The sequence below is a fragment of the Streptococcus sp. Marseille-Q7156 genome, from assembly GCF_965119495.1.
Genome location: NZ_CBCPLU010000002.1, coordinates 107,381 through 121,190 on the forward strand (window position 1 = coordinate 107,381; position 13,810 = coordinate 121,190).

14 protein-coding genes are annotated in these 13,810 nt (G+C 42.7%); 1 reads left to right on the forward strand and 13 read right to left on the reverse strand.

Translation table 11 applies throughout. The features are described from left to right. Position 1: 1 nt before the first annotated feature. The 13 genes from ACWPV5_RS09445 to ACWPV5_RS09505 all read right to left on the reverse strand — a co-directional run bounded on the left by ACWPV5_RS09445 (position 2) and on the right by ACWPV5_RS09505 (position 11,788). On the reverse strand, positions 2-787 hold the full coding sequence (locus ACWPV5_RS09445; RefSeq protein ID WP_261024280.1) for an ABC transporter permease: 786 nt from the start codon (positions 785-787) through the stop codon (positions 2-4). A gap of 1 nt (position 788) precedes the next feature. Then, positions 789-1,499, reverse strand: coding sequence for an ABC transporter ATP-binding protein (locus tag ACWPV5_RS09450; protein WP_261024282.1), 711 nt, complete (start codon positions 1,497-1,499; stop codon positions 789-791). Positions 1,500-1,819: 320 nt separating this feature from the next. Continuing rightward, positions 1,820-2,614, reverse strand: coding sequence for a pyruvate formate-lyase-activating protein (pflA, locus tag ACWPV5_RS09455; protein WP_261024284.1), 795 nt, complete (start codon positions 2,612-2,614; stop codon positions 1,820-1,822). Between the two features lie 125 nt (positions 2,615-2,739). Then, positions 2,740-3,990, reverse strand: a complete 1,251-nt coding sequence (locus ACWPV5_RS09460; RefSeq protein WP_261024285.1) for a diaminopimelate decarboxylase — start codon at positions 3,988-3,990, stop codon at positions 2,740-2,742. Positions 3,991-4,056: 66 nt separating this feature from the next. Next, the gene (gene purR, locus ACWPV5_RS09465; RefSeq protein WP_004238844.1) at positions 4,057-4,884 is read right to left on the reverse strand and encodes a pur operon repressor; all 828 of its coding nucleotides are present in this window, start codon (positions 4,882-4,884) and stop codon (positions 4,057-4,059) included. A 266-nt stretch (positions 4,885-5,150) separates the two neighbouring features. Further along, on the reverse strand, positions 5,151-6,092 hold the full coding sequence (locus ACWPV5_RS09470; RefSeq protein WP_153196520.1) for a 3'-5' exoribonuclease YhaM family protein: 942 nt from the start codon (positions 6,090-6,092) through the stop codon (positions 5,151-5,153). Further along, positions 6,082-7,338, reverse strand: a complete 1,257-nt coding sequence (rmuC, locus tag ACWPV5_RS09475; RefSeq protein WP_261024291.1) for a DNA recombination protein RmuC — start codon at positions 7,336-7,338, stop codon at positions 6,082-6,084. The genes ACWPV5_RS09470 and rmuC overlap by 11 nt, the downstream gene beginning before the upstream one ends. Position 7,339: 1 nt before the next feature. After that, a complete protein-coding gene (locus tag ACWPV5_RS09480) occupies positions 7,340-8,002 on the reverse strand; it encodes a thiamine diphosphokinase (protein ID WP_049535574.1) in 663 nt (220 codons plus the stop codon). Next, entirely contained in the window at positions 7,965-8,621 is a 657-nt protein-coding gene (gene rpe / locus ACWPV5_RS09485; protein ID WP_042900299.1) for a ribulose-phosphate 3-epimerase, read from the reverse strand. The genes ACWPV5_RS09480 and rpe overlap by 38 nt, the downstream gene beginning before the upstream one ends. A gap of 10 nt (positions 8,622-8,631) precedes the next feature. After that, on the reverse strand, positions 8,632-9,510 hold the full coding sequence (rsgA, locus tag ACWPV5_RS09490; protein ID WP_219967255.1) for a ribosome small subunit-dependent GTPase A: 879 nt from the start codon (positions 9,508-9,510) through the stop codon (positions 8,632-8,634). A gap of 1 nt (position 9,511) precedes the next feature. After that, entirely contained in the window at positions 9,512-10,384 is an 873-nt protein-coding gene (gene rsmA / locus ACWPV5_RS09495) for a 16S rRNA (adenine(1518)-N(6)/adenine(1519)-N(6))-dimethyltransferase RsmA (RefSeq protein WP_138707080.1), read from the reverse strand. 64 nt (positions 10,385-10,448) lie between these two features. Continuing rightward, the gene (rnmV, locus tag ACWPV5_RS09500; protein ID WP_219967229.1) at positions 10,449-11,015 is read right to left on the reverse strand and encodes a ribonuclease M5; all 567 of its coding nucleotides are present in this window, start codon (positions 11,013-11,015) and stop codon (positions 10,449-10,451) included. Then, the gene (locus tag ACWPV5_RS09505; protein ID WP_454383625.1) at positions 11,015-11,788 is read right to left on the reverse strand and encodes a TatD family hydrolase; all 774 of its coding nucleotides are present in this window, start codon (positions 11,786-11,788) and stop codon (positions 11,015-11,017) included. The genes rnmV and ACWPV5_RS09505 overlap by 1 nt, the downstream gene beginning before the upstream one ends. Positions 11,789-11,945: 157 nt before the next feature. Here ACWPV5_RS09505 and ACWPV5_RS09510 point away from each other — a divergent pair, with 157 nt between their 5' ends. After that, positions 11,946-13,790 (forward strand): APC family permease, encoded by a 1,845-nt coding sequence (locus tag ACWPV5_RS09510; RefSeq protein WP_454383627.1) that lies wholly within the window; start codon positions 11,946-11,948, stop codon positions 13,788-13,790. Positions 13,791-13,810: the final 20 nt, after the last annotated feature.

Here is a 13,810-nt window from a genome sequence, read left to right on the forward strand (position 1 = left end):
CTTATTCACCTCCTCCGATATCTGACTTGAGTAAGCGGTAAATTGCTAAAGCCAAGAATGAGAAGTTCCAACAAAGTAAAAGTAAAATATTTTGTAAACTATTATGTTCTAAAATTTGAGGAGATATAGCAATCAATCCTTGACCCAATGCAACTGGAAGAAATTTTGCAACCGATATATAGTTTGCTAAAAATGTTCCTAAATTGTAGACTTGAGGAAGCAAAAATAATAGAGGAACAATGGCTGTTTTAAATGTCAAAGCCATAATATAGGCCAGCAGTCCCAACAAGGTCCAAGCTATACTGGCTAAAAATATATAGAACCAAACTGTCCCATTTAGTGAAAAAAGTAATAAGCCATCTTGTCCTAAAACATAATGTATCATGTTAATCGTAAGGAATATCGATAGAAAGGAAATGAAAAATGAAAACACAAGCCAAACTAATGTTTTTGAAACTAAGAAAGAACTTCGATTTGTAATAGAGAGGAGGCTTGTACGAATAGCAGAGTATCTATACTCCTCGGCTCCGTAAATTGAGCCTAGGATAATCATAATAAAAACACCAAATAAAGTGACATCAAAACCTAAAAATTCAATAGGAGGTATAGCTTCTGCTAATTCTGGATTTGTCTCTGGTGTAGCATGGATACCAACTGAAACAATTTGAGAAGCACCAATATTTGCTAAAAACGTTTGAAATATCAGTATCAAGAATAGTACAACATGAGTAGCTCTCTTATAAAGTAATTTCAATATTTCAGAATGAAGAGAGTAAATAAGTGCCATGTCACTTTCCTCCTTCTGTTAAACTAAAGAAGACTTCTTCTAGTGAAGAAAGATTTTTCATCACTTCTGGTAAAGTCCCTTTTATAAGAACTTTTCCTTTATTTATGATAACTACATCATCTGTTACTGCTTCCACTTCCGATAATATATGAGATGATAGCAAGACTGTCTTCCCTTCTTGAGCTTGTTTTTTTATAAATTCTCTAAACCACCGAATTCCTCTTGGATCCAACCCATTAGTCGGTTCATCCAATATCAGATATTGAGGATTTCCTAATAGAGCTGTTGCAATTCCCAAGCGTTGTCCTTCTCCTAATGATAATTTCCCAATTTTAGATTTTTTCTTATGACTAATATCCACCATATCCAAGACTTGCTCAATTCGCTGACTGGATATCCCATTACTAGCAGCAACAATTTTCAAATGTTGATAAACAGTCCGATCATCAGGAGCACCTACACTGTCAAATGAAGCTCCTACAGTTTTTAGAGGAAATTTTAATTCCTTATAAGTTTGATCTCCAATTTTAGTAAGACCAGATGTTGCTTTGTCTAATCCTAATAAAATACGTAAGGTTGAACTTTTTCCAGCTCCATTTGGACCTAGGAAAGCAGTCACTCTACCTGCTTTTGCTTCAAAGGAAATATCTTTTAAAATTTGAGTTTGCCCATATGACTTACATAAATTTTTAATGGCAATACTTTGTTCCATAGATGTTCTCCTATTCTATTTAATATTTCTAAAAGTAACTATATCTTACACATTCTTTTTCGGATTTTTTTCAGAATTTAGAGAGTAAAAAAGATTTATAGTCAATGAAAATCAAAGAGCAAACTAGGAAGCTAGCCGCAAGCTGCTCAAAACAGTGTTTTGAGGTTGTGGATAGAACTGACGAAGTCAGTAACCATACCTACGGTAAGGCGACGCTGACGTGGTTTGAAGAGATTTTCGAAGAGTATAAAATTTTGTTTTATTTAATTATATATATTTGTATAAACTTAAAAGCCCGATGTTTCCATCAGGCTTCTTTTTTATCCATGTACACGTTTCATATAGTCTTGATAACTTTCGGTATCCATGAGTTTTTTAGCGTTCTTGACGCGATCTGCTGTTGGTGGTTTAACCCCTTCGAGTGAATAAGGAATTCCCAATTCACGCCATTTGAACTCACCCATAGTGTGATAAGGCAGAATTTCAAACTTATCAACATTTTTAAGGGTCTTGACGAACTTACCAAGTTCAATCAAGTCATCATCTCTATCTGTCAATCCTGGAACTAGCACGTGGCGAATCCAGACAGGTTTTCCAATATCTGATAGATACTGGGCACAGGCCAAGATATTTTTATTGGTTTGGCTAGTTACAATCTTGTGCTGTTGTTCGTTGATTTCCTTGATATCCAAGAGGACCAAGTCAGTGACAGCCATGAGTTTGTCAAACTTCTCAAGGTAACGTGGTTTATTACGGAAAGGCAACGCACAGGTATCCAAGGTACAGTGGATTCCTTGTTCCTTAGCCTTAGTGAAGAGGGCAATCAGGAAATCAATCTGCAAGAGGGCTTCTCCTCCACTGACTGTAATCCCACCCTTATTTCCCCAGAAACCGCGGTAGCGCAAGGCCTCTGTCAAGACATCATCTACCGTCCGTTCACGTGACTTATTGGACTCCATAGCCCAAGTGTCTGGGTTGTGGCAATACTGGCAACGCATGTGACAGCCCTGCAAAAAGACAATAAAGCGAATACCAGGGCCATCTACCGCCCCAAAACTTTCTGTCGAATGCACCATTCCTGTCACTTGTCCATAATCAATTGTTTCTTCAGACATATCGTTACCTTCCTTGAAAACGTTTTATAGTTTTATTATATCATGACTTGAAGGAAAAACAAGATTTTTGCCTATTTTTTAGAAAGCAATCTGTTTTTCAATTTCATTTTCAATTACTTATCATTTTATTCTTCAAAATCAAAGCCATACAAGGTTGCAAAATAGTCCTCAGGGCGCTCTGCACGGCGGATTTGACGGGCTTTGCCTTCTTCAGTATAAAGGATTTCCGCAGAACGAAGTTTGGCGTTGTACTGGTAGCCCATTGAAAAACCGTGGGCACCTGTATCATGAATGACCAGCAAATCACCGATTTCTGTATGAGGCAGTTCGCGATTCACTGCAAATTTATCATTGTTTTCACAGAGTGAACCAACCACATCTACCACTTCAGCTGGTCCATCTGGATGGGTCACGTTAGTAATATGATGGTAAGCTCCGTACATAGCTGGACGCATGAGGTTGACTGCTGATGCATCCACACCTAGATAGGTACGGTAGGTTTTCTTCTTATGAGTGACTCTTGTAACCAAAGTACCGTGAGGTGCCAACATAAAGCGACCCAATTCTGTGAAAATCTTGACCTGCCCAAGACCTGCTGGGGTAAGAACTTCTTCATAAACCTTACGAACTCCCTCACCAATCAAGGCAATATCGTTCGGCTCTTGGTCTGGACGATAGTTGACACCAATACCGCCAGAAAGATTGATAAAGTCTAGCGAAATGCCCAACTTTTCCTTGATTTCAACAGCCAATTCAAAAAGCTGACGCGCCAACTCTGGATAATAGAGATGGGTCACGGTATTGGACGCTAGGAAGGAGTGAATCCCAAAAGTCTTGGCTCCTTTTTCCTTCAAGATGGCAAAAGCTTCAAAGAGCTGGTCCTTGGTCATACCAAACTTGGCTTCTCCAGGATTGTCCATAATGTCTGTCCCCAGTTCAAAAACGCCTCCAGGATTGTAACGACAAGAGATAATTTCTGGAATGCCTGCTGCACGCTCTAGATGTTCAATATCTTCAAAGGCATCCAAATTAATGGTCGCACCCAATTCACGCGCATAGGCATATTCCTTATCTGGCGTATTGTTTGAAGAGAACATGATCTCATAACCTGGAAAATCCAGTTTATGGCTCATCAAAAGCTCCACATAACTAGAGCAGTCCACTCCACAACCTTCCTCTTGAAGAATTTTTAAAATAGCTGGAGTTGGAGTAGCCTTAACTGCAAAATATTCCTTAAAGCCCTTGTTCCACGAAAAGGCTTTGTTGACGGCTCTTGCCTTTTCACGAATTCCCTTCTCATCATACAAGTGAAAGGGAGTGGGGAACTCGACAACAATCTTTTCTAAGTCTTCTTTATTGATAAATGGTGTTTTCATAAGTTTCCTTCTATTCTATTTGCAAAGAAAGGCTGGGACAATCGTTCCAACCTCTAGTTATATTTCTTATTTATCTTCGTCAAAGATATTACCAACCTCAACATCGATGGCTTGATTCTTGACATCAATATTGGTTACCTTCAAGAGTGACTTGTAGTCAAACTGCTTTTCACGTTCTTCTTGGGCATTATCCGCAAAGACGGCTACACCTGCTAATTCTGAATCGAACTCACGCAAGAGACTGATCATCCCGTTGACAGTTCCGCCGCCTTTCAAGAAGTCATCCACAATCAAGACACGGCTTCCTGCCTTGAGACTACGTTTTGAAAGGAACATTTTCTCAATGCGGTCACCACTTGAACCGGATACATAGTTGACGCTGACAGTTGAACCTTCGGTAATTTTCAAGTCACGGCGCACAATAACAAAGGGAACATTGAGGACATTGGCAACTGCATTTGCAAGTGGAACACCTTTAGTCGCTACAGTCATAACGGCATCAATTTTTTGGTCCATAAAGCTTTTGGCAATAATGCGACCAATATTTTTCAAGATAGCTGGGGTGCTAAGCAAATCAGACAAATAGATATAACCACCTGGCAAGATACGGTCACTTTCTGACAACTTGGCACGCAAGTCCTCAACCATTTCCTTGGCATCATGGCTTGAGATTGATGGTGTGAAAATAACACCACCACCAGCACCAGTTACTGTCTGGATATGACCGATTTCGATTTCCTCAAAGGCTCGTTTGATAATCACGATATCTTCTGAGATGGATGATTTAGCAGATTCATACTTTTCAGCAAAAGTATTGAGACTAGTTAGTTTATAAGGATTATTAATCAAATAGTTGGAAATGACAACCATCCGATCACTTCTTCTTAATTTCATTTCTATTTCCTATTCCATTTTTATTCAAAAAATCAAAAAGCAAACTAGAAAGCTGGTCGCTGACGATTCAAAACACTGTTTTGAGGTTGTCGATAGAACTGACAAAGTCTGTAATATAACTACATATATACATACGACAAGGCGATGTTACCCTAGTTTGAAGAGATTTTCGAAGAGTATTCATTTTTGTCTTTTACTTATTATACCATATTCACATAAAAAAACGAACATTCTTGTCCTAAAAAATGCTCATTTTTCTTAAATTATTAATCTAAATCTGGTTTATAGAAGGAACGATTGTCCATAGCGAAGATTTTATTGGTCATCTCTCCCTTATCCACCAAAGCCAGAGCTGTTGACATCATCATCATGCTTGCATCCAGATTATCAATCATATGGATAATCTCTGCTTCCATAATGCGTGGACGGACTGGACTTCCATACTCAAGTAAGCCGTGGTGACTAAGGATGACGTGACGAAGCAGAACGACTTCTTCCTTGGTATCATCAATACCGAGTTCCATAACTGTCTTGGTAATTTCGCTATCAATTAGAGCGATATGTCCAAGAAGATTACCTCGTACTGTATACTCAGTCTGGTCTGGTCCCGTCAACTCGATAACTTTAGCCAAGTCATGCAGCATAATCCCCGCATAGAGCAGACTCTTATTGAGCTGAGGATAGATCTCGCTAATGGCATCGGCCAAGCGCACCATGGTCGCCGTATGATAGGCCAAGCCCGTTTCAAAGGCATGATGGTTGGTCTTGGCAGCTGGATAAGAGTAGAATTCCTTATCATACTTGGTGTAGAGATTTCGGACAATTCGTTGCCAGACAGGATTTTCAATTTTGAAAATCATTTGCGACATGTAGTCACGGATTTCCTTGACATCAACTGGTGACTTGACCTTGAAATCAGCTGGATCATTGGGTTCACCAGGTTGAGGCAGGCGGAGAGTAATTTGATTGACTTGAGGGGTGTTGTTATAAACTTCTCGGCGCCCTTTCATGTGGACAACCTTACCTGCGGTAAAGGCCTCAATGTTATGAGGTTGGGCATCCCATAGCTTCCCATCAATCTCGCCACTATCATCTTGGAAGGTAAAGGCTAGGTAGTTTTTCCCAGCTCGAGTTTGCCTCAGGTCAGCTGATTTGATTAGGTAAAAGCCTTCAAACAGCTCATCTTTTTTCATGTGACTAATCTTCATATTCTTCCTCATTTTCTTGGAAATGGAGTAGATCAAGCGCAGGCTCACCTTCTGACAACTCAATGTGACGGAGCGTCCGCTCGATAGCTGTAGTGCGACGGTTTAATAGTTCATCAATATTGCCAGAGGCATGTTGGAGGTGTTTCTGTGCCTTGACCAGAATGCCACCAAACTTGCCAAACTCGGTCTTAACGCTAGCAAGGGTCTTACTGATATGGTCGGCACTCTTTTGGATATTGAGAGTTTTGAAGCCAACTGATAGGGAATTGAGGAGAGCTGATAGGGTACTTGGACCTGCGACAATAATCTGCTCCTCCCGTCTCAAGTCATCAAAGAAGACCGGATTGCGAACAATCTCTGAATAAAGACCTTCTGTCGGAACAAACAAAACTCCAAAATTGGTCGTCCGAGGCGGTGCTATGTACTTGTTCCTGATATCCTTGGCAAAGCGCTTGACGCTTGCTAGGAGCGACTTGCGACAGCGTTCAATCTCATCCTTATCACCTGCTTCATAGGCTTCTTCTAAGCGATAATAATCTGCCAGTGGAAACTTGGAGTCAATCGGTAAGTAGACATATTCCTGGTCACCCTGTCCAGGCAACTTAATGGCATACTCCACTCGTTCACTAGAGTTTTCAACCGTTGCGTATTCTCGTTCATACTGGGCAGGAGTCATGATATCTTCGATGATTTGCCCCAGTTGCAATTCACCCAGAATACCTCGCGTTTTGGTTCCAGAGAGAACCTTGTTGAGGGCTCCGACATCGCGGGCAACTGTCTGCATTTCTCCAAGGCCACGATTGACAGACTCTAGTTGCTTGGAAACTGTCTCAAAGGAGGCCTGCAAGCGTGTCTGCAAGGTCTTTTCTAACTTTTCCTCGACTGTCTGGCGCATTTGTTCCAAACGTTGCTCATTGGATTCCTGTAAGGCTTGGAGACGTTGGTCAGTCTTATCCCTGGTTTGGAGGAGATTCTCAGTCATTTCTTGACGGACTTGCGTCAGACCTTGGTGCAACTCGATTCGAACTTCTTGCAAACGGTCGCTGACAGCTACTTCCAAGTCTTTTTGATCTAACTGACTGGCTTGTCTGGCTTGTTCAAAACGGTAATCCAACTGGTCTGACAAGTGATCTGCCTGATCCTCCAAGCTCTTGCTGAGATGTTTTTCCTGCTTATCCTGCCTCTGCCAAATCAGAAAGAGTCCAGCTAGGTTGACAATCAATAATAGAACAAGTAAACTTTCCATCTTACCTCCTGTCCTTACTATGTAGTACGACCACATAGCCATCTGGGCAAGTCACCGAAACTTCCCTATCTATATATTCGTTAGAAGCGTACACTTTTTTAAAGAAAAAATTTTCCTCTGTCAACTCATACTTGGCTCCAAGAATGGTCAGCTGGCTATCCCGAACTGGCATAAAGGCTAGATAGTCGTAGTCTGAACGGGGATGTAGCTGACTAGTTCCTTCTGGACAATAGGCAATCAAGTTTTGCCCATCCTCAATCGCTATCTGACGCATATAGGGCGCCAACTTGGGATTGCTGGGCAGAAAGACATTAGCCAACATGTGATCAATACGACCACCCAAAGCACCAAAAATAGTAACTTGAGCCTGAGGATTGTTCTCAAAAATAGTCAAGAGAGCCAATTCCAGATCTGTATCATCCTTTTCTGGTCGGGCTTGGACAAAATGCTGGGCACGTTTTTGAATCACCTGTCGCTCTTCTTCGGTCACAGAATCAAAATCTCCAACCGCTAGAGCAAGAGGTAGATTTTCTTCCAAGACCCAGAGCGATCCTCGATCCACACCGACAAAACTATCAAAGTCCGTCCGATAATGACCACGGTCTCCGCCTGCAAAAACGGCAACCCTAGTCCAGTTGTTTTCTGAGAGTTTGTACTCGCTCATTGACATCTCCCTTAAAGACATAGGAACCTGCTACAAAAACGGTCGCACCAGCTTCTTTGGCTTGAGCAATAGTTTGGCCATCAATCCCGCCATCGACTTCGATTTCAAAGTTCAAGCCTTTTTCATCACGTAGAGCAATCAACTCACGGACCTTATCCATGGTTTCAGGCAGAAAAGCTTGCCCACCAAAGCCAGGGTTAACCGTCATGACTAAGACTTGGTCAACTAGGTGAAGCACGTGCTTAATCGCTTCAACAGGCGTACCAGGGTTAATGACAACCGAAGGTTTAACACCGAGTGAACGAATTTTTTGGAGGGCACCATGAATATGAGGTGTTGCTTCCACATGGATACTGATGATATCCGCACCTGCACGCGCAAAGTCTTCTAAATGATGCTCAGGGTTTGACACCATCAAGTGGCAATCAAAGACCATCTTGCTATGAGGTCGAAGAGCTTCGACCACACCTGCACCAAAACTGATTTGTGGCACAAAGTGCCCATCCATGATATCGATATGGGCATATTCTGCCCCAGTTGCTTCTAGGCGTTTGATTTCACGTTCAAAGTTGGCATAATCTGCTGCCAGAATTGACGGAGCAATCTTGTATTGAGACATAGGTTTCTCCTTATTTTGGAATTTTTTTGCTGACTTTTTTATAGGTTTCTCTGCGATTTTCAATCTCACTGAGGAATTGCAGGTAGTTGTCAAAACGGAAGGTGGCAATAATTCCTTCTTCTACAGCTGGCTTAACCGCACAAGACGGCTCATGGGTATGGGTACAAGTACGGAACTTACAATCTCGGCTAACACTAGCAATCTCTGGAAATGCCTGATTGAGGTCTTCAGCCGTTGATACTTCATAATCCAGTGATGAAAAGCCTGGTGTGTCTGCGATTTTACCCCCATTGAGGTTGTAAAAACTAACAGCTCGAGTGGTATGGCGACCGCGACCCAGACTGTCTGAGATTTCTCCTGTTTCAAGATTGAGATCAGGTGCGATTTTATTGAGAAGAGTTGATTTCCCAACACCTGTCTGCCCCATGAAAACTGTAACCTTGCCAGTTAACAAAGGAAGGAGTTTCTCTTTACTGGTTACAAAATCGTAGCCGATATCACCATAAGTCTGTTGATAAAAATCCAGTTCCCCTCTATCTTCCAGTAGGTCCATCTTGGAAATATAGACGATGGGATGGATGCCTTTGTGTTCCAAAAGAACTAAGAAGCGATCCAGTAAATTGCTGTTGAAGTCCGGTTCCTTGACGGACATGATCACCACAGCTTGGTCAATATTGACAATAGGCGGACGGACCAGACTGTTTTTCCGTTCGTGAATCTTGAGAATATAGCCTTCTGAATTTTCTTCGGCAGAAAAGTCGACCCAGTCCCCAACGTAAGGGGTATGACCTTTTTTACGGAAATTTCCACGCGCTCGTGTTTGATAGACTTTGCCCTCACTCTCTACATAGTAGAACCCAGCCAAGGCTTTAATGATTTGTCCCTGCATCTTAGAGTCCTTGCCCTTTAAGTGCATCTGCTAGGCTGGCAAATTCTGCCAAGCTGAGAGCTTCCCCACGCACACTTGGTGACAAACCTGCTTGGTCCAAGGCCTTGGTCAGCTTGTCCTTGACTTCTTCGGTCTTACCAAAGTAACCTGTCAGGTTATTCCATAAGGTCTTGCGACGATGAGTGAAACTTGCCTTGGAAACCTTAAAGAATAAGTTCTCATCTTCTACTGCTACAGCTGGCTCTGGACGACGCACCATTTTCAAAATGGCTGAGTCCACATTTGGCGCTGGCACAAAGACCGTACGAGGTACGATAAAGGCAACCTTTGCCGTCATGTAGTACTGAACCGCAATCGACAAGCTACCATAAGCCTTGGTATTCGGTTGAGCGGAAATGCGGTCAGCTACCTCTTTTTGCATCATGACCACAAACTCACTAAAAGGAATGCCACTTTCGATCAAGTGCATGAGAATAGGCGTTGTGATGTAGTAAGGCAAATTAGCCACTACCTTGATTGGCAGGTCAGGATTTTTGAAATTCTGGATATGTTGCGCCAAGTCAACCTTGAGAATGTCCTCGTTGACCACGGTCACATTATCAAAATCACGCAAGGTATCTGCCAAAATCGGCACCAAACGGTGGTCAATCTCAAAGGCCATGACCTCTGCTGCACGCTCAGCCAGAAACTCCGTCAAGGCACCAATCCCTGGCCCGATTTCGATGACATTAACCTGGTCATCAATTTCAGCCGTATCCACGATTTTTTGAAGAATATTGGTATCCGTCAAGAAATTTTGCCCGAAGGACTTTTTAAAGGTAAAACCGTGACGCTCCAGCACTGCCTTGGTCACGCTATAATCTGCAATTCTCATCTATTCTCTTTTCTATTATCTGTTACTACTATTGTAACACATTCCCCTTACATTTGGGGTCTGCTTAACTATTCTCATAAGATTTCATAGCTTCTTCCACTTCTGCTAAAGTAACCCCAAACAACTCCAACCGCTTGAGCAGCTGTTTTCCATTGGAATAGCCAATTCGGAGAGCCTCTCCTAGATATTCTCGTCGCTTACGGCTATCTGCCCCTGCTAGAAAACCAAGGCGAATCAAGTCTCTACGACTGATGTCAAACTGACTCTCATGTTCAAATTGTTCTGTCACCTGAGCTAGAGCTGTTTTCAAATCTTCATAACTGGCATGCTCTATTCCTAGGGAACGTCCCTTGGTCTTGGACTTGGGAACAGCTTCATCTCGTTTGAGGAAGGCATGCTGAACTGTTGGAATGGCCGTCATAATCATGCGACGAATCCGCTCCCCATTAAAATCTGGGTCTGTAAAGACAATGATTCCATGACGTTGGTGCAGGCGCTGAATCCGCTCTATATCCCGGTCATTGATGGCAGAACCTCGTGTCTCATAGGTCTCTACATCGAAGTAACGTTTGATATTGGCCGTATCATCACGACCTTCAACCACGATGACTTGGGAAATTTTTTCTTTCATTACTTGCTGTCCAATCCAAAAATTCGCTCTGCATTTGCAGTCGTTGCCTCTGCCAGCTCTTCTGCCGTCATCCCACGCAAGGGAGCAATAAAGTCCACCACATAGCGAGTATAGGCTGTTTTATTTTCACGACCACGCTTGGGTACAGGTGCTAAGTAGGGCGCATCCGTTTCCACTAAAATCTTGTCCAAAGGAAGTTCTCTAGCAACTTCTTGGATATCGGTTGCCTTCTTAAAAGTCACCACTCCTGAAAAGGAAATGGTCATGCCAAGCTCGACAAACTTCTCTGCCCATTCAAGAGTTCCTGAGAAAGAATGCATAATACCACCACGAGGACCAACTCCCTCACTTTTGATAATCTCATAGGTATCTTCCAGCGCATCACGGGTATGGACAACAAAAGGCAAATCCAAGTCCTTAGATAGCTGAATCTGACGGCGAAAAACCTGCTCCTGCACCTCTTTGGGCGCTGTCATCCAATGATAATCCAAACCAATCTCACCTAAAGCAACAACCTTGGGATGCTTGAGCTTATCAAGTAAGTAATCTTCAATCTCCTCTGTGTAAGTCCCTGCCTCTGTCGGATGCCAACCAATAGTCGCGTAAAGTTGGTCATACTCATCTACCAACTCCAAGGCACGCTCTATCGTCGGTTGATCAAAACCCACAATATTCATCTGTGTCACACCCATCTCAGTGGCCAAGGCAATTTCTTCTGCCTCACGTCCAGCAAATTCTTCTACATTCAAGTGTGTATGTGTATCAAAAATCATCTCTTCTAACCTCGTTTTCTATCTTCTATTATACCAAAAAAACTGACCTCTCTCCTCATCTGAAAAAAATATTCTAAAACCCATTATCATCTCTTGACGCTCTTTTTCCAAAGCAGTATAATAGCACTTATTGAAATTTTCAGAAAAGGAAAATACCATGTTTACAAAGTTAAAACAGACCTTTATAGGCCGTCCTCTTAAGTCCTTAACCGAAGGCGAGGGAGGTCTGCTGGGAAAAATGCAGGCACTGGCCATGTTGTCAAGCGACGCTCTGTCCTCCATTGCCTATGGGCCTGAGCAAGTAGTCCTCGTCTTGGCTAGTCTCTCTCCTCTTGCTATATGGTGGAGTCTTCCTATCGGCCTTTTTGTCCTCCTACTTCTGGCCAGCCTGACCGTTTCCTACCGTCAAATCATCCATGCCTATCCTCAAGGAGGAGGGGCCTATATGGTTACTCGAGAAAATCTATCTCCCGAGCTAGGCTTGATCGCTGGAGGTAGTCTGCTGGTTGACTACATGCTGACTGTGGCGGTATCGGTATCATCTGGAGCTGATGCTATCACAGCAGCCCTCCCTGTCCTCCACCCTTACAACCTTCACATCTCCATTTTTCTAGTTTGCTTGCTTATGCTCTTGAATTTACGGGGGTTGAAAGAATCTGCCAGTTCACTGATGATTCCTGTCTATCTCTTTATCATCAGTACTGTCTTTCTCTTACTCTATGGAATCTTTCAACTAATGACAGGCTCTCTCAGCTATCAGGCAACTTCTCCTATCGGGCATGCTGTACCGAGTCTGTCTATCGTTCTCATTCTAAGAGCCTTTACCAGTGGTTCTGCCTCTCTGACAGGGGTTGAAGCTATTTCAAATGCCGTTCCCTTTTTCAAGTCTCCAAAAGAAAAGAATGCCGCTCAAACCTTGACCATTATGTCACTGATTTTAGGTTTTCTTTTTGCTGGTATCACCTTCCTAAACTACTGGATGGGGATCATGCCTCAACACGGAGAAACTATTCTTTCACAGATGGCTCAAGGCATCCTTGGTAATTCCTTCTTGGGTCACCTTGGCTATTATATCTTCCAATTCTCCACAGCCTTGATTTTGGCCGTAGCTGCAAATACTGGCTTTTCGGCCTTCCCTATGCTGGCTTACAATATGGCTAAAAACAAGTACATGCCCCATCTCTTTATGGAAAAAGGAGACCGGCTAGGCTACTCCAATGGAATTTTAACTCTGGCTTTTGGGGCTATGATTCTTCTTCTCATTTTTAATGGCAATACCGAACGTTTGATTCCTCTTTATACTATCGGGGTCTTCGTTCCCTTCGCCCTATCTCAGACTGGGATGATTCGTCATTGGAAAAAGGAAAAAGGGACCAACTTCTTAAAACCTGCTCTTGCTAATATCCTTGGGGCAATCATTTGCTACGCTATCGTGTTGATCCTGCTCTTTTTCCGTCTCAGTGATATCTGGCCTTTCTTCCCAATTATTCTCGTACTCACCCTACTCTTCTTGGCCATTCACAGTCATTACCAAAAAGTGGCTCAACAACTGCGACTCTATGAAGGCATCGAAAAACGTACCTACGATGGCAATCTTGTCCTCGTCCTCGTAGGAAATGTTACCCGCGTCAGCGTCGGAGCCATCAACTACGCTCAAAGTATCGGTGACGAAGTCTTAGCCATGCATATTTCTACCAAGGAAACAGCAGAAAAAGATCAAGAAATTCTCCAAGAATTTGCCGATTACTTCCCAACCATTACTCTGAAAAATATCAAGACCAGCTACCGCGATATCATCACCCCTACTGTCAAGTATGTCAAACGGATCTCTGAGGATGCCCAGAAAAAGAACTATACAGTCACTGTCCTAGTACCCCAGTTTATCCCTAATAAACCTTGGCAAAATATCCTACACAATCAAATGAGCCTCAAACTCAAATATGCCCTCCGTTGGCACCAAGACGTCGTTGTCGCTAGCTACTCTTATCACTTAAAAGAATAAAGAAAAGACCCTACCAGAAC